Origin of the sequence: Brachybacterium timonense, assembly GCF_900258505.1 — a bacterium.
Lineage (GTDB): Bacteria > Actinomycetota > Actinomycetes > Actinomycetales > Dermabacteraceae > Brachybacterium > Brachybacterium timonense.
The window spans coordinates 1,186,299-1,206,967 of sequence record NZ_LT984895.1 but is presented as its reverse complement, the minus strand read 5'-3'; the positions used below and the strand labels follow the sequence as shown (position 1 = coordinate 1,206,967).

The 20,669-nt window shown below is 67.3% G+C and carries 14 protein-coding genes; 6 read left to right on the top strand and 8 right to left on the bottom strand.

Translation table 11 applies throughout. The annotated features are described in order from the left end of the window. The first annotated feature begins 141 nt into the window (after positions 1 to 141). Positions 142 to 825 (top strand): ribonuclease FAU-1 family protein, encoded by a 684-nt coding sequence (locus C8271_RS05225; RefSeq protein ID WP_106506416.1) that lies wholly within the window; start codon positions 142 to 144, stop codon positions 823 to 825. A 140-nt stretch (positions 826 to 965) separates the two neighbouring features. On the opposite strand, the gene C8271_RS05220 is transcribed toward C8271_RS05225, so the two are convergent. Further along, positions 966 to 2,741 carry an ABC transporter ATP-binding protein gene (locus C8271_RS05220; RefSeq protein ID WP_138774528.1) on the bottom strand — a complete coding sequence of 592 codons (1,776 nt, stop codon included), beginning with the start codon at positions 2,739 to 2,741 and terminating at the stop codon, positions 966 to 968. A 616-nt stretch (positions 2,742 to 3,357) separates the two neighbouring features. Between C8271_RS05220 and pepN the strand changes: the two genes are divergently transcribed. From pepN to C8271_RS05200, 3 genes are all read left to right on the top strand, one after another. Further along, positions 3,358 to 5,910: an aminopeptidase N gene (gene pepN, locus C8271_RS05210; protein WP_106506413.1), complete on the top strand. Its 2,553-nt coding sequence runs from the start codon at positions 3,358 to 3,360 to the stop codon at positions 5,908 to 5,910. Positions 5,911 to 6,068: 158 nt separating this feature from the next. Then, positions 6,069 to 7,019 (top strand): mechanosensitive ion channel family protein, encoded by a 951-nt coding sequence (locus C8271_RS05205; RefSeq protein ID WP_106506412.1) that lies wholly within the window; start codon positions 6,069 to 6,071, stop codon positions 7,017 to 7,019. 26 nt (positions 7,020 to 7,045) lie between these two features. After that, on the top strand, positions 7,046 to 7,483 hold the full coding sequence (locus tag C8271_RS05200) for a globin (RefSeq protein ID WP_106506411.1): 438 nt from the start codon (positions 7,046 to 7,048) through the stop codon (positions 7,481 to 7,483). Between the two features lie 184 nt (positions 7,484 to 7,667). On the opposite strand, the gene C8271_RS05195 is transcribed toward C8271_RS05200, so the two are convergent. Then, a complete protein-coding gene (locus C8271_RS05195) occupies positions 7,668 to 8,150 on the bottom strand; it encodes an acyl-CoA thioesterase (protein WP_106506410.1) in 483 nt (160 codons plus the stop codon). Positions 8,151 to 8,248: 98 nt separating this feature from the next. Here C8271_RS05195 and C8271_RS05190 point away from each other — a divergent pair, with 98 nt between their 5' ends. After that, complete coding sequence (locus C8271_RS05190) at positions 8,249 to 9,157, top strand: acyl-CoA thioesterase (protein ID WP_106506409.1); 909 nt, start codon at positions 8,249 to 8,251, stop codon at positions 9,155 to 9,157. 127 nt (positions 9,158 to 9,284) lie between these two features. On the opposite strand, the gene C8271_RS05185 is transcribed toward C8271_RS05190, so the two are convergent. Continuing rightward, positions 9,285 to 10,607: an ABC transporter substrate-binding protein gene (locus tag C8271_RS05185; protein ID WP_245920914.1), complete on the bottom strand. Its 1,323-nt coding sequence runs from the start codon at positions 10,605 to 10,607 to the stop codon at positions 9,285 to 9,287. 210 nt (positions 10,608 to 10,817) lie between these two features. Beyond that, positions 10,818 to 13,376: an alpha-glucan family phosphorylase gene (gene glgP / locus C8271_RS05180; protein ID WP_106506407.1), complete on the bottom strand. Its 2,559-nt coding sequence runs from the start codon at positions 13,374 to 13,376 to the stop codon at positions 10,818 to 10,820. A 363-nt stretch (positions 13,377 to 13,739) separates the two neighbouring features. Here glgP and C8271_RS05175 point away from each other — a divergent pair, with 363 nt between their 5' ends. Further along, entirely contained in the window at positions 13,740 to 15,398 is a 1,659-nt protein-coding gene (locus C8271_RS05175; protein WP_106506406.1) for a hypothetical protein, read from the top strand. A 30-nt stretch (positions 15,399 to 15,428) separates the two neighbouring features. On the opposite strand, the gene C8271_RS05170 is transcribed toward C8271_RS05175, so the two are convergent. From C8271_RS05170 to ettA, 4 genes are all read right to left on the bottom strand, one after another. Further along, the gene (locus C8271_RS05170; protein ID WP_106506405.1) at positions 15,429 to 16,766 is read right to left on the bottom strand and encodes an ABC transporter substrate-binding protein; all 1,338 of its coding nucleotides are present in this window, start codon (positions 16,764 to 16,766) and stop codon (positions 15,429 to 15,431) included. 158 nt (positions 16,767 to 16,924) lie between these two features. Further along, entirely contained in the window at positions 16,925 to 17,788 is an 864-nt protein-coding gene (locus C8271_RS05165) for a carbohydrate ABC transporter permease (protein ID WP_106506404.1), read from the bottom strand. A gap of 10 nt (positions 17,789 to 17,798) precedes the next feature. Then, positions 17,799 to 18,665 carry a carbohydrate ABC transporter permease gene (locus C8271_RS05160; RefSeq protein WP_342751938.1) on the bottom strand — a complete coding sequence of 289 codons (867 nt, stop codon included), beginning with the start codon at positions 18,663 to 18,665 and terminating at the stop codon, positions 17,799 to 17,801. 148 nt (positions 18,666 to 18,813) lie between these two features. Next, entirely contained in the window at positions 18,814 to 20,496 is a 1,683-nt protein-coding gene (ettA, locus tag C8271_RS05155) for an energy-dependent translational throttle protein EttA (protein WP_106506403.1), read from the bottom strand. Positions 20,497 to 20,669: the final 173 nt, after the last annotated feature.

Here is a 20,669-nt window from a genome sequence, read left to right as displayed (position 1 = left end):
GACCGGCTCGCATCACAGACGTTTCGGCCGCCGCGCGGTATGGTCGGCCCATACTCCTTCCCCTGAGCGGGCAGAGCAGCCCCGGCCCGAGGGCCGGACGAGCACGGGGCGCCCGCGCAGGCCTACCCGGCCGGGAACATCATGTCTGCGACTGACCGCTGGTCGCCCGGCGACCAGGTGACCTGGACCTACTACACCCTCCAACACCCCACGCGCACGGTACGCCCTGGCACCGTGGTGCTCGATGACGACCGCGGGGTCGTCGTCTGGATCGCGCCCGGCACCGAGGTGCTGCTGCCGGTGCTCGAATCGGGCGCCGCATTGCGCCGCGCCGGTGACGACGGCATGTTCACGCAGAAGCGTGTCCAGTCCAAGCAACTGTGGACCGGCAACGGGATCCTCATGATCGCGCTGCCTCACAAGCCGTACTCGATCTGGCTGTTCTACAAGGACGACGGATCGCTGGGCTGCTACTACGTGAACCTCGAAACGCCCTACGAACGCACCGTCGAAGGCATCCGCACGCGTGACCTCGTGCTCGACCTTGTCGTGCTGCCGCGGCGCGATTGGCATTACAAGGACGAGGACGAGCTCGAAGGCGCTGAGCGCACCGGCTACTTCTCCCCCGAGGAGGTCGAGGAGATCCGGGAAGCTGGCCGCGAGGCCGAGCAGCACATCGCCGAATGGTCGTACCCGTTCTCCGCGGGCTTCGAGTATTTCTTCCCGGACCCGCGGTGGCCAATTCCCGAGCTGCCCGAGCATTACAGCTGGGATCTGGACCTCACACGTCGTCGCGGCACCCCACCGGCATCCGAGTGTCGCTGACGCGCGCACGCAGCGTGTGGTGGAAACAGTTCCTCACTGCCACGTTCGCCGTCGTCGCTACGCGCACACGCGGCGCCTGCCTGGGCCGCCAACCCGGACGGGCACGTCCTTGAGCCGCAGGTGGACACACAGCTCCTGTCTCAGTCTGCCTGCTGGGCGAATATCTCAGCGAAGCGACTCTGCGCCGCCATGAGCTCGTCGTAGGTGCCGGATTCGACGATGCGCCCATCGTCGACGACATAGATGCAATCCATGCCACGCAGCGTCCATGCCCGATGCGACACGACCACGGTGATACGTTCCGCCTTGGTACGACGCAACTGCGCGAAAACGTCCCGTTCAGCCTCGGCGTCGATCGCCGAGGTCGGCTCGTCGAGAATCCAGATCCCAGCGCCACGCAGGTGAATGCGGGCAAGCGCCACACGTTGCCACTGCCCGCCGGACAAGCCTCTGCCACCGAACTGCTGACCGAGCATGCTGTCGAGGCCATCCGGCATCGCGCGCACCAGCTCACTGGCGTGCGCAGCATCGAGCGCAGCCCAGACCTCCTCATCACTGACACTCTCGCGGGGGCTACCCAGGGCCACCGCATCGCGAACCGTCATCTCGTAGCGACCGAATTCCTGGGTGAGCAGGCCGAAGCGGGCGAACCGCTGCGCCGTGGTGAGAGTGGAAAGATCCACCCCGTCGACCGTGACCGAGCCATGCTGCGCGGTCACGACGCCGATGACGGCGTTGACAAGGGTCGTCTTCCCTGCGCCGTTGACCCCGACCACGGCGACCATGTCACCGCGGCGGACAGTAAGAGAGGCGTCCTGCAGCGCGGGACGTTCGGCCCCCGGGTAGGTGACCGTGAGTTCCTGCACCGCCAGCTCTTCGCAAACAGAGATGATCTGCTGTGTCTCATACGGCGGGACCGCGTCCTTCAGCTCGCGGAAACGGGCGATGCGTGGGGTATTGCCGAGCACGTCCCCCATGGCATACCCCGCCGCACGCGTGGTCTGCAGCCCAGAGATGATGCCCAGGATGCCGGCCGAGAGCCCCGCCGCGCCTCCGCTCTCGCCGATCACGCAGATCAGCGCAGCACCCAGCAGCACTGCCGTGATCAGACCGCCAAGCACATCACCGCGCATGAGAAGCGCCAGCATGCGGTCCATCAACCGATCGTGCTCGAGCGTGGCGCGCTCCAGGCGACGGCGCGCAAGCGGTCCTGATCCGAGCGTCGCGAGCTCCAGCGCTGAGCGCTGATCGACCAGCTGCTCCATCAGGTATCGGGATCGTGTCGAATGCGTACCCATGGCTTCGAAATGGCGATCCTGCATAGTCGCCGACCAGCCATAGTTGATCAGCGTCGGCACCAGAGCCAACACAATGAGCACCGCGGCGAGCCCGGAGAAGGACCACAGGGAGAATGCCAGAGCGGCTGCCGTGAGCACAGCACCGACCGCACCGATCACTGAACCCGGTGACTGCGACAGGTGATAGGTGTCGTTGCGGACTCCGTCGAGGATGGCGTGCATCCGATCATCGGCGATCTGAGCCGGGTCTCTGCGATTGGCGACCTCCGCGATCTCGAGGTCGAGTCGGCGCTTCAACCGCAGCCCGGCTCGCTGTCCGATGAGATTCTGCACGCTGGAGATCACCTCCGTGAGGCACACGAGCAGCGTGAGCAGTATGAGCGGCACGATCAGGTCCAGCCACGACGTCGAATCCGCGGCATCGCCGACCAGCCACGCGACGGTGTGTACCTGCAGCGCCGGGATGAGGGCGAGCAGCACCGTCGAGAAGATGACGGCGAGGAACCACCCGGGTGCCGCCGTCCAGGTCCGCCCGAGCGACCACGCCGCACCCGCGAGGACCGCCCGGAGGCCGACACGTCGACCAGGCTGTGGGGTGTCGAGGGTCGGCGGAGCCATGTGTTCGAGCGCGTCATCAGGCTCGAACGCGGTGTCGGGCGGGGGTGCGGTGCCGAGCGCGGGTGCGGTGTCGGGCGGGGGTGCGGTGTCGGGCGGGGACGAGGTCGCGGGCGGGGACGAAGTCGCGGGCGGGGACAAGCGATCCGGCATGAGGTCGACACTACGGAAATCCCCCCCTCGTGCACCCTCTTTTTTCTATCCCACTCACCCGATCCCTGCACCGGCCCCGGGTGGCGCACCGGAACCGGCCCCGGGTGGCGCACAGGCACCGGCCCCGGGTGGCGCACCGGCCCCGGGTGGCGCACAGGCACCGGCCGACGCACTGCCGCGGCGGGGTCTGAGGGGAATCGGTACTGCAGCGTGTGGCCGCGGCTCTGGAGGCGGGTGACGCCACGCTCCAGTACCGCTGGGCTCCGGACCGCGGTCACCGTCGATCAGTCGGCTCCATCAGCTCAGCCGAACGTGGTGCGAAGAACATGCCAAGCCGGACATGTGACCTGCACTTCGCACCGCGTTCGTTGACGAAGGCGGAGGCGAGGGGAGTTCGGGCCACGCGAGCCTGCATGCACCCCTCTCTGTCAACCGCGTCACCCCCAGCGGTGACATGATGGGAACCATGGCCAATGAGAACCTCACACGCGATGAGGCGCGCGAGCGCGCTTCGTTCCTCAGCACCGACACCTACGAGATCCGCCTGGACCTGACCACTGGGCCGACGACCTTCGTCTCCGAGACGACGATCCGCTTCTCCTCGACCGAGGCGCGCGAGACGTTCGTCGACTTCATCGCCAAGGACGTCACCGAGATCGAGCTCAACGGCGAGCTTCTCGAGGATCCCGCATCCCGCTTCGACGGCGCCCGGGTCCAGCTCCCCGCTCTGCGCGAGGGCGAGAACACCGTGCGCATCCTCGGCAACGGAAACTACATGAACACCGGCGAAGGTCTGCACCGCTTCGTCGACCCCGTTGACGACGAGGTGTACCTCTACACCCAGTTCGAGGTCTCTGACGCGCGCCGCATGTTCGCCTGCTTCGAGCAGCCGGACCTGAAGGCCACCTATCAGCTGACCGTCACGGCGCCGGAGCACTGGCGGGTCATCTCCAACTCCCCCACGCCGGAGCCGACGCCCGCCGGCGAGAAGGTCGCCACCTGGTCCTTCGAGCCGACCACCCGGATCTCCACCTACCTCGTGGCACTCATCGCCGGCGACTACCAGGGCGGCGAGGGTGAGGTCACCACGCGCGATGGCCGCACCATCCCCATGGGCGTGTACGCGCGCCGCAGCCTCAGCAAGCATGTGGACGCCCAGTACGTCATCGACGTGACCAAAGCCGGTATCGACTTCTACGAAGAGGCCTTCGACTGCGATTTCCCGTTCCCGAAGTACGACCAGGTGTTCGTGCCCGAGTACAACATGGGCGCGATGGAGAACCCGGGGGCGATCACCTTCGTGGAGTCCTACGTGTTCCGTTCCGAGGTCTCCGACGCGATCCGCGAACGTCGCGATCTGACGATCCTGCACGAGCTGGCGCACATGTGGTTCGGCGACCTCGTGACCATGCGCTGGTGGGATGACCTGTGGCTGAACGAGTCCTTCGCCGAGTACGCCTCCACCCTGTGCTCGGCCGAGGCCACCCGCTGGACTGATGCCTGGACCACGTTCGCCTCCTCGGAGAAGGCTTGGGCCTACCGTCAGGATCAGCTGCCCTCGACCCACCCGATCGTCGCCGACATGGTCGACTTCGAGGCGGTGGAGACGAACTTCGACGGCATCACCTATGCGAAGGGGGCCTCGGTGCTGCGCCAGCTGGTGGCGTACGTGGGCAAGGACGAGTTCTTCGCTGGCCTGCGGTCGTACTTCCGCAAGCATGCCTGGGGCAACACGGAGCTGAAGGATCTGCTCATCGAGCTCGAGGCCACCAGCGGCCGTGATCTGCGTGCCTGGTCTGCCGCCTGGCTCGAGACCGCAGGCGTGAACCTGCTGCGCCCGCGTGTGGAACGTGATGAGAACGGGGTCGTCACCTCCTTCAAGATCGCGCAAGAGGCCACGGAGGAGCACCCGACGCTGCGCCCGCACCGCGTGCGCGTGGGCGGCTACAGCCTGCGCGACGGCGCCCTGGTGCGCACCGAGCAGGTGGAGCTCGACGTCGATGGCTCCTTCACCGAGGTGCCGCAGCTGGTGGGTAAGAAGGCCGACCTGTGGCTGCTGAATGATGACGACCTCACCTTCGCCAAGATCCGTCTGGACGAGGCATCTCTCGCTGTGGCGATGGACCATCTGCGCGAGCTGAGCGATCCACTGGCCCGCACGCTGATCTTCTCCGCCGCCTGGGATATGACCCGCGACGCTGAGCTGCCCTCGGGCCGCTTCCAGCAGCTGGTGCTCGCCAACATCACGGCGGAGCAGTCCTCGTCGGTGGTCCGCACTCTGCTGGGCCAGCTGGAGACCGTTGCTGGACCCTACGCGGCACCGGAGCGTCGCTCCGAGCGGACCCGTGAGGCAGCAGATGCTGTCTGGGACCTCGCGCAGCAGGCAGAGGCCGGTTCCGACGCGCAGTTCCAGTATCTCGGCGCTTTCGCGCGACTCGCGCGTAGCGAGGAGCAGACACGTATCCTCGCTGGCCTGCTCGATGGTTCCGTGACACTGCCCGGTCGTGAGATCGACACGGATCTGCGCTGGAGCCTGGTGATTGCGCTCGCCTCGCTCGGTGGTATCGACGCCGACGGCATCGATGCAGTGCTCGCGAAGGACGATACCCAGTCTGGCCGCAAGAGTGCCCTGACCGCACACGCCGCACTGCCCACGGCGGAAGCGAAAGCTCAGGCGTGGCATCGCACCGTGGAAGAAGACGCGCTGCCCAATGAGTCGCTGACCGCCGTGATCCAGGGCTTTGCGCGGGTGGCCGATCCGTCACTGATCGCTGACTACCAGGCGCTCTACTTCGAGAAGCTGCGGCGCATCTGGGATTCGCGCTCCAATGAGATCGCCAACCGTCTGGTGCAGGGCTACTTCCCTGCCGCACACGCGGATCGCTCCGTGCTCGAGCGCGCCGACGACTGGCTTGAAGGCAACGAGGATGCTCCCTTCGGGTTGCGTCGGCCCATCATCGAAGGCCGCGACAGCGTGGCCCGTCAGCTGCGGGTCCAGGCTGCCGACGTCTCTGCCTGATCCCGGTCCGGGCCGACTCTGAAGCGGCCCGTCTCGCCCCAGAGCGGGGCTCGTGCACACGATGCGCGGGCCCCGCTTTCCCTCGGGACACACGTGCGGCCCCACGACGCCACCACCGCACTGTGACCGCTGTCAGGCCGTGCCGCTAGGGTCGAGACATGATCTCCCCCGCGAAGCTGACGGACTCCCTGCTGGCCGCGCCCTCCCCGGAGGCTGCCCGCTCCCTGCTGGATTCCCTGTGGGCGTGGCTGATCGACAGCGGCCTGCGCATCGTCGTGATCCTGTTGCTCGCCACGGTGCTGAGCGCCGTCGTGAACTGGCTGATCAAACGGTTCGTCTCCACAATGGTCACCTCCTCCACGGCGCTGTCGAACGCCACCAGCGTGGTGGTCAAACGCACGCAGCGTGAGATGAAGGCCGCACAGCAGCGACGCAGTCAGCGCGCGGAAACCTTCTCGAACGTGGCGCGGAACATCGCTCGCATGGTGATCTGGGCGATCGCAATCGTGATGGTCCTCTCCGAGATCGGGGTGAACATCGCCCCCGTGATCGCCTCCCTGGGTGTGATCGGTCTGGCTGCCGGTATCGGCGCGCAGACCATCATCAAGGACTTCGTGGCCGGCATCGTGATGCTGTTCGAGGACATCGTGGCCGTGGGAGACGTGGTGGACCTCGAATACGCCACCGGCACCGTGGTCGAGATCAACCTCCGGGTAACCCAGGTGCGCTCTATCGACGGGGTGCTGTGGACGGTGCGCAACGGAGAGATCATCCGTATCGGCAATATGTCCCGCGGCTACTCCACCGCGCTCGTGCTGTTGGATATCGACGCCCAGGCCGACAATCTCGAGGTCACGCGGGTGCTTGAGGAGGTCGCCCGCGAGTTCGAGCAGGACGAGGACTGGGCAGACGAGCTGCAGGGCGCCGTGACCATCAGCGGCATCCTCACGGTGGATGGTGCACGGTTCCAGCGGCGGCTCACGGTGGACGTGGCTCCCGGACAGCAGTGGAGCGTCGAGCAGGAGATGCGCCGACGGATCCGCCGTGCTTTCCGTGAAGCGGACATCGACTTCGCTCTGCCCCGCTTCACCGAGGCCACGGGCAACTGACCGCCCCGTCGACGAACAGGATCCCCATGACGGACTCGACCCAGCACACCCTGTATGACGCCATCGGCGGCGAGGAGACGTTCGTTCGCCTTGTCGACCGCTTCTACGAAGGTGTTGCTGGCGATCCGCTGCTGCGTCCGATGTATCCCGAAGAAGACCTCACGGGGGCGAAGGAGCGGCTGCGCATGTTCCTCGTCCAGTACTGGGGCGGTCCCAAGGACTACTCGGCCCAGCGCGGTCACCCGCGTCTGCGGATGCGACATGCGGTCTTCCCTGTCTCGCCGTCGGCCGCGCAGGCTTGGCTCACGCACATGAACGCGGCGATCGATACGTTGCAGCTTGCCTCGCTGCACGATGAAGCGCTGCGGGATTACGTGGAGCGGGCAGCCCGTTCACTCATCAACACGCCAGATGGGGGCGAGGCCCCGATGGCCGGCCACCAGGTGCCGGACCGGCTCGACTGAGACCACGCCCCGTCGTCGGCCTCACTCGATTCCCGCCGCGGGTTCGGCTGCTGACGAGCCCACCGCGCGTGGCTGTCGCAGCACCTGCCCGGCTGTGCTGCGGCGTGCACACGGGCACGATGGCTGAGCTGGCGACAACGAGCCGGCCGCAGCGCCTGACCGGCTGTGCTGCGGCAAGCAAGGATCAGTCGCGGAAGCTGAGTGGTTCGATCACGTAGGCCTGCAACGACGCACGGTCCTCGGCACTGATCCGCTGCGGCGCCCGTGTGGCGGCGTCCACCACGACCAGGACAGTCCGGGCGATCGCGTACGGCTGTTCCCCCTCAGGATCATCCCGGGTGAGCACGAGATAGTCGAGTGTCAGGCTCGCTCCGCCGAGCCGGCTGATGCCCATGCGGACGATCACGCCGTCCAGGCGATGCCCGAGTTCACGGCGGTACTCCACCCGGTTGGACGCCACCACGGTGTGGACGCCGCGGGCGGGATCCACCACAGGGAGCGCCGTCGGGTAGACCTCTGCCCCCAGCGCCTCCTGCTCGGGCGAAGGTCGCCAGAAAGCCCGGATGCGTGCCTCCTCCAGCAGGCGAAGCATCGTGGCGTTGTTCACGTGCCCGTAGCCGTCCACGTCGCTCCAGCGCACGGGCACGGGGATGTCGATATGAGCCATGGCGATAGTGTCGCAGGTGCCCGGCCAGAGCGGGCGCGGGGCTTGTCAGCATCCGCGTAGTCTGAGCCTCGTTTCGCCATCGACCATCAGGAGAGTTCATGTCCCCGCAGACCCCCACACCGTCGGACGCGCTGCGTCACCTGCTGGACCTGCGCCGTGTGGAGCCGACAGATCAGGACACGGCGGCGGGAGCGGGCGTGTTCGAGGCGGACTCTGAGGCGCATCCGGGCAACTTCGTCTTCGGCGGTCAGGTGATGGGGCAGGCTGTCATGGCGGTGGGCTCCACAGTGCCGGAGGGCCGACGGATCCATTCGATGTATTCGTACTTTCTGGCGCCGGGCGATCCGTCGCAGCCGATCCGTTTCCGGGTGGATGCGCTGCGGGACGGCGGTTCGTTCTCAGTGCGGCGTGTACTTGCGGTGCAGGCCACCCACAGCGGTGAGCAGACGATCCTGGCGATGACTGCCTCGTTCCAGGAGGAGCAGGACGGGCTTGAGCATCAGCTGCGCGCGCCGGCGGCTCCCGATCCGGAGGGGCTGCCCACCACGGCTGAGGCGCTTGCAGGCATCGATCATCCAACGGCGCGGTACTGGGCCACGCAGCGGCCGATCGACATCCGCCACGTGACTGACCCGATCTACCTGCGGCCCGACGGCAACGCTGCCGATACGCAGATGGTGTGGATGCGCACCCTCGAGCCGATGGAGGCTCCGGGGCTGCTGCATGACGCCATTTTGGCGTTCGCAAGCGACTACACTCCGTTCGAGCCGATGCTGCGGCGGCAAGGTCTCAGCTGGATCACGCCCGGGCTGCGGCTGGCGACCATCAATCACGCGATCTGGTGGCATCGGCATGTGCGGGCCGACGAGTGGCTGCTGTATGTGCAGAGCTCCCCGTCGGCCTCGGGCGGACGCGGCCTCACGCACGGGCAGGTGTACGACCGCTCCGGTGACCTGGTGGCGACCGTCACCCAGGAGGGCATGCTGCGGGTGAAGCCGCAGGCCTGAGCCCGGCGGCCGCAGTCCGGGCCCTCCCCGGATGCAGCGCTGCGCGCGTTGCCGGACCTGAGCCCCGCAGCCTGGTCCGGGGTATGCCTCGCAGAACGTTCAGCGGCGCCGGGGCGATGGGTTGCGGTCAGCCGACGGCGTCGCGAGCGGCGGTCTGCGCCTCCGGCAGCGCTTCCTGAGCGGGCTTCTGCCCAGTGAACACCTCGGCGATCGGCCCCATGGCGGCGTCGACCGCCTCTGCGGAGCGCACGCCGCGTTCGGGCCAGGCGATCTCGGCCGGGGCGTCGCCGAGCACGGAGACGTCCACCCCTGCGTCCTTCCACGCCTGCTCCCACGCGCCGCGCAGATCACGGTGCGCAGGGATGCCCAGGCGAGCCTCGGCGAGCGGGCGCTGCGCCTCGAGCGTGGCCAGGTGCGCAAGCAGTTCACCGATCGCCTCGGTGCGCTCGTCCTTCTTCGGGCGGACCGCCACCAGAGCGATCGCGTGCACGAGCGGGCGCACGCCGTGCGGGCCGGCAACGGGCGGGTGAAGGTCCCAGGGGAAGGACCCGTCGATGCCGGCCTGGAGGGCGTCGAGGTTGTAGGTGCCGGTCTGCAGCAGCCCCAGGGTGCCCTCGACGAATCGCTGCCGGCACAGGCTCGGATCGCTCACGGTCAGCTCGCCGGGCGGCGCCACCTGGTCCTTCAGCGCGAGGTCAGCCAGGTACTGCACGGCAGCGATCCCTTCGGGGGACGCGAAATCTGCCTGCCCCTTCGCGTTCTGCCAATGCCCACCGTGGGCGGCGATGAACGGTCCGAGCAGTGCAGAGCGGTCAGGATGCGATGAGAAGCCGGTGACGGCGACATGCTCGGCATCAAAGCCCTCATCACCGGGATGGCGCCCGCCCTCGTCGACCGTGATGCTCCGCGCTGCATCTCGCAGTGCGTCGGACGGGGCCGACGGGTCAAAGGCGAGAGCCGACGGGTCCACTCCGGCCGCCTCGGTCAGATTGCGGTTCGCCACCAGCACGGTGCGCTCCCACAGCTGCGGCAGCCCCCAGAGCACATCGTCGATCCGGTACATGTCGGCGGTGATCGGTTCGATCGCGGATGTGGCATCCCCCACCAGCTCGCCCACGTCCAGGAGCACCTCGTTCGCCTGCAGCTGAGCGAGGTTCGCCGTGTTCATCCACAGCAGGTCGGGAGCGCTGCGGTCAGCCACATCCAACGGGAGCGAGGCCCAATAGTCATCCCAAGGCTGTGACTCGACCTCAACCGCGAGCCCCGAGGTGGAACGGAAGCTGGACAGTGCCGCACGGTAGGCCGCGGCTGCGGGCTCGGACCAAACGCGCAAACGCAGCGGCGGCGTCTCCGTGTCTTTCGTCCGTCGGCGCCGGCTGCCGCAGGCGCTCAGAGCCAGTGCGGCGCCTGAGGCGGTCATCGCGCCTAGGAGTCGTCGGCGTGCAATCACGGCGGCTCCCTCCCCGTGGGCACGGTCCACGTGGGCGCGTGCGGGGTTCGGCCATGTCTGCGGCGCCGAGTTCTCGCGGGCATGGGCCACTCGGGCGCGTGCGGGGTGGCCGCGCGCCTGCAGGCGGCGCCTGCCATTGTGCACCCGACCCGCCCTCGCGGCCGGGAGGCGATGCGGGCGGGTCGGGTGGACGTGATCGGGTGCTGGCCGTCAGGAGGCTGTGGCCACCAGTCCGAGCTCAGCTCGGGAGGCGAGCACAGAGTGCTGCGGGATCGCGCGCACGGTGTAGCCCACCTCACCGGGAACCGCCAGCGCGAAGCGGGCAGCCCAGCGGCCATCGTCGGTGCGCTGCAGCGGAATCATCTGCGGATCGGCGATCTCGCCGTCCTCGGCGATGTCACCGATCACGGCTTCGACCATGACGTCCTTCTCGCGCAGACCGGCAAGGTCGACTGCGGCAGACAGTGTGACCTCGGCACCGGTGGCGACGCGGTCGTCGCGGCTGCCGTCCAGGCGAACATCGGTGACGCTCACCTGTGGCCATGCCTCGAGGATCTCGGTGCGCCACTGTGTGAAGGAGCGGGCCAGCTGCGGATTCGAGGTGAACTCGGCCGCCGCGCGAGCGGCAGGCAGGTACAGATCGGTGACGTAGTCGCGCACCATGCGGGCCGCGACGATCTGCGGGGCGATCCGTACGAGCGACTCGCGCACGGTCGACATCCAGCCGTGCTGCATGCCGCGCTCATCCCGCTCATAGAACAGTGGCACGATGCGATGCTCGAGGATCTCGTACAGCGCCTCGGCCTCCAGACGGTTGCGTTCGGCCTGGTCCTCAACCTGCGCGGTGGGGATCGTCCAGCCGGCGTCGCAGGCCATCTCATCCCACCAGCCGTCGGAGATCGAGAACGTGAGCCCACCGTTGAGCACGGCCTTCATACCGGAGGTGCCCGATGCCTCCTCGGGACGGATCGGGTTGTTCAGCCACACGTCAGAGCCGGCGATCAGCACCGAGGCCATCTTGATGTCGTAGTCCGGGAGGAACACGATGCGGTGACGCACGCCGGCTTCGTCGGCGAAGCGCACCAGCTGCTGGAGGAACTCTTTGCCGGGGCGATCAGCCGGGTGGGACTTGCCGGCGATCACGAACTGCACGGGCCGCTCCTCGTTCAGGAGGATGCGGCGCAGACGCTCCGGATCGTTCAGCATGAGCGTCAGCCGCTTATAGGTGGAGACGCGACGGGCGAAACCGATGGTCAGCGCATTCGGGTCGAGGATCGTGTCGGTCCAGGCGAGCTCGGCAGCGTCGGCCCCGCGGCGAAGCCAGGATTCCCGCACCTGCCGGCGAGCCATGTCGACCAGGTTCGAGCGCAGCTGGTTGCGCGCCTGGGTCAGCTCGTAGTCGGTGAGTGTGGCCAGCGGGCTCCAGTCCGAGGTGGCGGAGATGTCCACGTCGCCCATTGCCTTGATGTACAAGTCGTCCATCGGGGCGGACGTCCACGTGCGACGGTGCACACCGTTGGTGACGGAGCCGATGGGAACCTCGGGCACATCGAATCCGGGGTAGAGCGACTGGAACATGCCGCGAGAGACGGCGCCGTGGAGCTTGGCCACGCCATTGGCGCGCTGGGCAAGGCGGAAGCCCATGTGGCCCATGTTGAAGACCTCGCCGCCGTCCTCGGTGCCGAGCGCCAGCGCGGCCTCGACGGGCAGCGACGGAACCACGCGGGAAATGCCGTTCTCGTCGGCGTCGAGGTAGCGGCGCAGCTCATCCACGCCGAAGCGGTCGATGCCTGCGGGAACCGGGGTGTGCGTGGTGAACACGGTGCCTGCGCGCACCTCGGCGAGAGCTTCGGCGAAGCTCGCGCCCTTCTGCATGAGGGTGCCGACGCGCTCGAGCCCGGAGAAGCCTGCGTGCCCCTCGTTGAGGTGGGCCACGGTGGGGGTGGGTCGGCCGACGAGTTCGGTGTAGCGGTTGACGGCGCGGGTGCCACCGATGCCGAGCACGATCTCCTGCACGATCCGGTGCTCGTGGTCGCCGCCGTAGAGACGGTCGGTGATGGCGCGGGCGGATTCGTCGTTCTGCTCGACGTCGGTGTCCAGCAGCAGCAGCGGCACGCGACCCACCTGAGCGCTCCACACGGCGATCACGACGCGTCGCCCCTCGGGCAGGGATACCTCGACGGTGAGCTGCTCACCGTCGTTATCCAGCACGGGCCGCACGGGGAGCTTGTCGGGATCGTTGTGCTTGTAGTTCTCCTGCTGCCAGCCCTCGCGATCCAGGCTCTGGCTGAAGTAGCCCCACTGGTAGAGCAGGCCGATGCCGATCAGCGGCACGCCCAGATCGGAGGCGGACTTGAGGTGGTCACCGGCGAGGATTCCCAGGCCGCCGGAGTATATGGGGAGCGTGGGGGTGATGCCGAACTCCATCGAGTAGTACGCGATGGTGGTCTCGGCCTGGGCTGCATTGTTGACGGTGCGCTGGAACCAGCGACCGGAGTCGAGATAGGTGCGCAGGTCACCGGTCTCGGAGCGCAGGCGCGACAGGAAGCGCTCATCGCGGGCGGCCTCGGCAAGGCGTGTGGCAGAGACCATCGACAGCATGGCGATGGGGTTCTCGCCACTGCGGTCGAAGGCGTCAGGGTCGAGGGTACGGAACAGGTCAGCGGTCTGGCGGCGCCAGGTCCATCGGAGGTTGAGGGCGAGCTCGCGCAGCGGCTCGAGAGCGGCAGGGAGGTCGGAGGCGACCGTGATGGTATGCAGCGGCTTCATGGCTCCACGGTACCTGAGGCGGGCGGGACCTCTTGCACATCCTTTGCAGGCAGCTATCGGGTAGGCACTGTCGACATGAGAGCAGGTCAGCGGACTGAATGGCGATTATCTCTGCGCTTTGCCCTATCGATGCACGCCAACCGGGCGCCAATTCTGCAAGATCCTTCATCTTCGCGGGTATGCGGGATGCGACGGTGCTGTCCACAACGATTCTCCTGCTGCTGCGAGGCACGGCACAATAGAGCGGGGGTTGGAACAGCCGCATGGTGTGCATCACGGGTTCGGGATGCGCGCCGCACTCTGAGCACGCGGAGAGTTTCCGCCCGAGCGGGTCCGCGCACATGAGAGCACGAAGGAGCGCAGATGACCGGGGAGCTGGGACGCATCGCGGAGGAGGACACCTCCACCGGTGAGGTGCCGGAGATACCCGAGGACACCCTCTCCCTGGGCGAGCGGCTGGACCCGGTGCGCACCCTTCTGCGTCGCACTGCTCGAGGCGACGTAGACGCGCGAGGCGGACTCATCGATGCGCTCAGCGCTCGTGTCTATGGACTCGCGCTGCATGTCACTGGTTCCGCACGACGGGCGGAGAGAATCACCGTCGCCGTGCTCCGTTCCTGCGTGCAGGATGCGCAGCAGCTCGCTGACAGCGGCCTGCCCGGGGAGGCCGCGGCGCTGGACCGCGCCCGGCGCACCGCTGTCCCCCTCGCCGGCGATGGCGCTGTGCGGTCACTTGCGTCGCACGACCTCGCCATGCCCGATCGCACCCGCGACCGTCGCGAAATCGATGTCGTACGGGTGCTGATCTCCCTCCCCGCGACAGATCGAGCACTGGTGGAGGCAGCCGCCCAGGGCCGTGTCCAGGCTCTGGAGCCGGACCGAATGGCGGCTGCCGCCCGCCTCGCCAGTATTCTCGACCAGATCGTCACCCTCGGGGATGACCAGCAGCCACTGGTCTCCTTGGCAGCGCTCGATGCGCTAGCACTGGCCGACCAGGACGAGCGCACAGCCCTGCGCTCGCTCACCTCGCAGCCGCACACCGCCGCGGTGCACCGGCACGCCATCGAGGCAGCTGCCCGCCTCACCCTCCTCACGGCGCGCGCCCCGGAGGGCGATATCTCCGAAGCAGTGCTGACGGGCCTCGCCACCGTGGACGAGGACACGCTCCCCCCATCCTCCTCACAGCCAACGCAGCTCGCCCCGCCTCCTTCTCCCCATGGTGCTGCCAGTGATGCTCCGGCCACGCCGATGACACCACCGCACGGCAACGGCGGCAGCCCCAGCCCTGCCTCTCTCAGCTCCCCGTCACAGGAGGCCGCGTATCACGGCACCTACGCCACACCCGTGCTCGGCACGTCATCGCAGCAGCGTGTCGTGGGCCCGCCGGTGCGCAGCAACGTGCTCGCGGATGCCCCTGCGTCGTCGTCAACGCCACTTGAGTCGATGACAGTGCCCGACGCGACGGAGTCCACGGAACAGGCCCCACCGGCATTCAGCTTCCGGCCGGCCGACGAGCGCAGCCATCGGCGCCAGCGGAGACGCGTCGGCCGCGGCTCCTCCTGGGGGACCTGGGTCAGCGCGATCAGCGCCGTGGTGCTTGCCGTGGCCCTGGTGGCAACGTCCCTCGCATGGATCGGCGAGCGCGGCTCAGCTCAGCAGGCGCGTGCTTTCGCCGACACGTGGGCGCAGCTCAGCGTTGAACCGGACGCCCGCGCCATGGTGGGCACGTCTGACAACGGCACATGGCGGGCAGTGATGACTCCGGAGGCATTCGCTCTGAGCGCCACCGGGGTCGAAGGGTACAGCGATGAGGTACTGCAGCTGTGGGCCGTTGATGATGCGACCACGACCGATCTGGGTGTCATCCGTCCGGCGCCGGACGGCAGCATTCGGGTCAGTGCCCAGCAGCAGGCCGACCGTCTGCTGATCACCCGGGAGAACGCTCCGCGCAATGAGTCCGGGACGCCATCGGAGCGCATCGTGGCCGCGATCAATCCCGCACAGGCGGACGCCGAGGGCTGAGGTCTCGATGCGTCGGCGTCCACCCGGGCGTCACTGCATCGCCTTGTTGCCCTCCTCCTGGGCCTTGGGCAGGCCATCCGCGGCGTCCGTGCGGCCGATCAGGATCTCCTGGAAGATCGGCATGGCAGCCAGCAGGCCAGCGTTCGCCTTCGCGCCGGTGTCGGCCTGAGCCGGGTCCTCGGTCGCGTCGATGAACTGCTGCACATCCACGCCCTTGTCCTTCCAGAAGTCCACGAACTCGCTCTGGGCCTCCGTGTTGCCCGGGAAGGCGATGCCCTGGGCACCCAGCGGCTTCTGCCCCTCGGCGGAGCCGAGCCACGTCAGAAGCTCCTTCACACCCTCCTGACGGTCCTCGGGCGCCTTCGCATTGCCCACCGCGACCACGCCGTGCACCAGGGACTTCGCGCCAGCGGGGCCTGCCACCATCGGGGCGATCTCCCACTCGAAGGAGTCAGCCACACCGTCGTCGATCGCCTTGAGGTTGTAGGGGCCGGACTGGAACAGACCGAGCTTGCCCTGCACGAACAGGTCACGCGTCATATCGCCGTTCTCATTGGTGTCTGCGGCGCTCGGGGCGATGAGGTCCTTGTTGATGAGGTTGGAGAGATACTCGAAGACCTCGATGCCCTCTGGGGAGGCGAACACGTACGCGTCGTCCTCCTGCCAGGTGGCGCCATTGCTGGCGAGGAACGGCCCGATGATTGCCTGACGGTCGGCCTGCGCGTTGAAGCCGAACACCTTACGGGAGTCCGCAGCGAAGCCTTCGTCACCGGGGTGCTTGCCGGAGGCATCGACGGTGAGCGCCTTGCCCGCTTCACGCAGCGGATCTGTGTCGGCCGCCGGGTCGAAGGTCAGGCGGGAGATATCCACGCCGGCCTCGTCCACCAGCTGCTTGTTGACGTACAGCGCGATCGAGTCCCAGAGCTGCGGGACGCCCCACAGGCTGCCGTCGCGGGTGTAGAGGTCCACCACGGACTTCTCCCAGGTGTCCTTCCCCTCAACGCCAGCTTCGTCAATGTTCAGCAGGTCACCTGAGGCCTGGAACTGCACGTAGTTCGCGGAGTTCATCCAGTAGACGTCGGCCATCTCCCCGCTGGAGACATCCAGGGGCAGCTTCGTCCAGTAATCGGCCCACGGCACAACGTCGATGGCGACCTTCCACCCGGTCTTCTTCTCGAAGGCGGCGAAGGACTCCTCGTAGGCGGGTTTGGCGGCCTCGTCCCACAGGCGGAAGGTGAGGCTCTTCCCGCCGCCGTCGGAGGAGCCTGATCCACCACCCGAGTTCGAGGGCGAGCAGGCGGCTGCGGCGAGCACGCCGGTCGCGGCGGCGGAGGCGAGCAGATGACGGCGAGTCAGTCCGGCAGACATGGGGTTTCCTTCCGGGGGGCGGGGGCTCGGCGGGCAATCACAAACATTGACCGGGCACCCACAGATGATACAGGTTTCATCCATTCTGCCCCGTCGGCCTCGCCATGGCATCCCCGCCGGCGCCATGTTCGCCGCTGGCGCAGTCGGGCGCCGTCTGTTCAGCGCAGTGTCGACGCGCCGATGGACCGCGTGATCTGCTTCTGGAACGCCAGGAACAGCAGAACAAGCGGAATCATGGCGAGTGTGGTCGCTGCCATCACAAGCGGCCAATTATCGTCATATTGCGTCTGCAGTGCGGCGGTGGCCACCGTGACCGTCCGCCAGGTCGGGCCCGAGGTGATCACCAGTGGCCACATGAAACTGTTCCAGTGGGTGACCACCGTGATCAGGATGAGGGTGACCACGATCGGCCGGTTCATCGGCAGGACGAGGTTCCACAGCAGGCGCAGCTCCCCCGCACCGTCGATGCGCATCGCATCGATCAGTTCCGACGGCATGGTGCGGAAGTTCTCTCGCAGCAGGAAGATCGCGTATGGGCTGCCGAACATGAACGGCACCACGAGAGCCCAGAAGGTGTTGCGCATCCCCGCTTCGGCGAACATCAGGTACAGCGGGACGACCACCACGACCTGCGGCACCATGAGCGTCGCGACGTACACCCAGAACAGCACATCGCGTCCCGGGAAACGCAGCAGCGCGAAAGCGAAGGCGGCCAGCACGGAGAACACCATCTGCCCCACCAGGATCACCGCGACCATCTGCACGGTGACCACGACCGGGGTGATGAACCCGTCCGTGCCCTCGAACAGCGCAGCGATGTTGTCCAGTACGGGCGGGGACGGCAGGTGCAGCGGCCCCTGGCGCACGAAATCGTTCTTGTCGCGCAGCGCCGTGGACACCGACATCAAAAACGGTGCAAGGGTCGCGAGAGCCGCGGTGAGCAGCACCAGGTAGGTGGCGATGTGCCCGGCGCGCAGTCGGCGCCGTGCCGAGGGGCGCAGTGTGGGAGCGGGAGCGTTCATGATGATCGCCTCAGCTCATGTCGTAGGTGATGCGTGGGGCGAACCAGCGCTGCTGCAGCACTGTGATCACCACCAGCAGGATGAACAGGATGACAGCCACGGCGCTGGCACGGCCCAGGCGAAAGCCGACGAAAGCTTCGTTGTAGATCAGCGAGGCCACCACTTCCGTGCTTCGGCGCGGGCCACCGCCTGTGAGGGCGTAGACGGTGTCGAACACCTGGAAGCTCGCGACCACCTGGGTGACGGCAAGGAAGAACGTGGTGGGCCGCAGCAGCGGAATGGTCATATGCCACAGCTGAGCCAGTGGGCCGGCGCCATCCAGGCGGGCGGCCTCATAGATCGACGTCGGGATGCGCTGCAGCCCGGCCTGGAAGAACAGGGACACGTAACCGACGTTCTGCCAAATGGCCACGAAGGACACCGCTGCCAGGGCGAGCCCCGGGGTGCTCAGCCACTCGATGCGTGTACCCAGCAGGGCGTTCAGTGCACCGGTGGAGGGCTGGTAGATCCACTTCCACACCACGCCAAGCGCCAGCGGTGCGCACACCCAGGGGATCACCACGAGCACCCGCACTACCGACGTGCCGGGCAGGGCGCGGACCAGTTGGGTGGCGAGCAGCAGTCCGAGCATCAATGTCACGGGCACGGCGAGCACGGTGAAGATCGCGGTGACCATCAGCGAGTTCGTGAGCACGCCGTCGGAGAATAGGTCGCGGTAGTTCTGCAGGCCAACGAACTCACGGGTGCCGATGAGGTCCCACCGATACAGAGAGACCGCGAAGGAGAGCAGCACCGGCAGGATGAGGAAGGCGACGACGCCGATCAGGCTCGGGATGATCAGCAACCAGGCGATCAGCGGGTGGCGCGGACGCATCATGGGCGCGGTGTTTCGGGTGCGGGGGCGAGAGTCACCTGGCCCACTGTACGCCGACGGCGCCGCCGTGCGAGGTCAGCGGCGGCGCCGTCGTGCTGTGTCGGTCGTCCATCGTCGGCTGCGCCGGGTGCCCTTGCGCAGCCGCTGTGGATCAGTCGCGGGTCAGGCGGCGGTAGGTGACGCGATGCGGGCGTGCCGCTTCTTCACCCAGGCGCTCAACCTTGTTCTTCTGGTAGGCCTCGAAGTTGCCCTCGAACCAGTACCAGTTCGCGGGCTCCTCCTCGGTGCCCTCGTAGGCGAGGATGTGCGTGGCCACGCGGTCCAGGAACCAGCGATCGTGGGAGACCACCACGGCGCAGCCCGGGAAGTTCAGCAGCGCGTTCTCGAGTGAACCCAGGGTTTGCACATCCAGGTCGTTGGTCGGCTCATCGAGCAGCAGCACGTTGCCACCCTCCTTGAGGGTGAGGGCCAGGTTCAGGCGGTTGCGCTCGCCGCCGGAGAGCACACCGGCCTTCTTCTGCTGATCGGGCCCCTTGAAGCCGAACTGGGACACATAGGCACGCGAGGGGATCTCAACCTTGCCCACCTCGATGAAGTCCAGACCGTCGGAGACGACCTCCCACAGGGTCTTCTCGGGGTCGATGTTCGAGCGGCCCTGGTCGACGTAGCTGATCTTGACGGTCTCGCCAATCTTCAGCTCGCCGCCGTCGAGCGGCTCGAGGCCCACAATGGTCTTGAACAGAGTGGTCTTACCCACGCCGTTCGGGCCGATGACGCCGACGATCCCGTTGGGGGGCAGCGAGAACGACAGTCCGTCGATGAGTTTGCGGTCGCCGAAGCCCTTCTCGAGGTTCTGGGCATTGATCACGACGTTGCCCAGCCGCGGGCCCGGCGGAATGGTGATCTCTTCGAAGTCGAGCTTCCGCATCGACTCGGCTTCCTTGGCCATCTCCTCGTAACGGGCCAGACGGGCCTTGGACTTCGCCTGCCGGCCCTTGGCGCTCGAGCGCACCCACTCCAGCTCCTCCTTGAGGCGCTTGGCGAGCTTGGCGTCCTTCTTGCCCTGGACCTGCAGGCGCTCTTCCTTCTTCTCCAGGTAGGTGGAGTAGTTGCCCTCATAGGGGTACAGGTGGCCGCGGTCGACTTCGGCGATCCACTGCGCGACGTGATCCAGGAAGTAGCGGTCGTGGGTGACGGCGATGACGGCACCCTCGTACTGCTGAAGGTGCTGCTCGAGCCACAGCACGCTCTCGGCGTCCAGGTGGTTGGTGGGCTCATCCAACAGCAGCAGATCGGGCTTCTCCAGCAGAAGCTTGCACAGCGCCACACGACGGCGCTCACCTCCGGAGAGATGGGTGACCGCTTCGTCGCCGGGCGGGCAGCGCAGCGCGTCCATCGCCTGCTCGAGCTGGGAGTCGATGTCCCAGCCATTGGCAGCGTCGATCTCGGTCTGGAGCGTGCCCATCTCCTCCATGAGGGAGTCGAAATCGGCGTCGGGCTGCCCCATCTCCTCGCCGATCTCGTTGAAGCGCTGGACCTTGCGGTAGAGGTCCCCCATGCCTTCCTGCACGTTCTCCAGCACGGTCTTGGACTCGTCCAGCGGCGGCTCCTGCAGCAGGATGCCCACGCTGTATCCGGGGCTCAGGCGTGCCTCGCCGTTGGAGGGCTGGTCCAGGCCGGCCATGATCTTCAGGATCGTCGACTTGCCGGCGCCGTTGGGGCCGACCATGCCGATCTTGGCGCCGGGGTAGAAGCTCATGGTGACGTCATCGAGGATGACCTTGTCGCCCACGGCCTTCCGGGCCTTATACATGGTGTAGATGAACTCTGCCACTGCATCTCCGCTGGTAGAAGGGTGGAAAGGTGGTCTGTGCGGCCCTGCGCGAGCCGGTACCGACTCTACCTGCTCTCCTCTGCGTCGCTCCTACCGCCTGAGAGAGCTGCCGTCAGCGGGAACCGGCACCTAGAGAACAGGCAGTGCGGCGGTGCCCGCGCGTCGGCATGAAG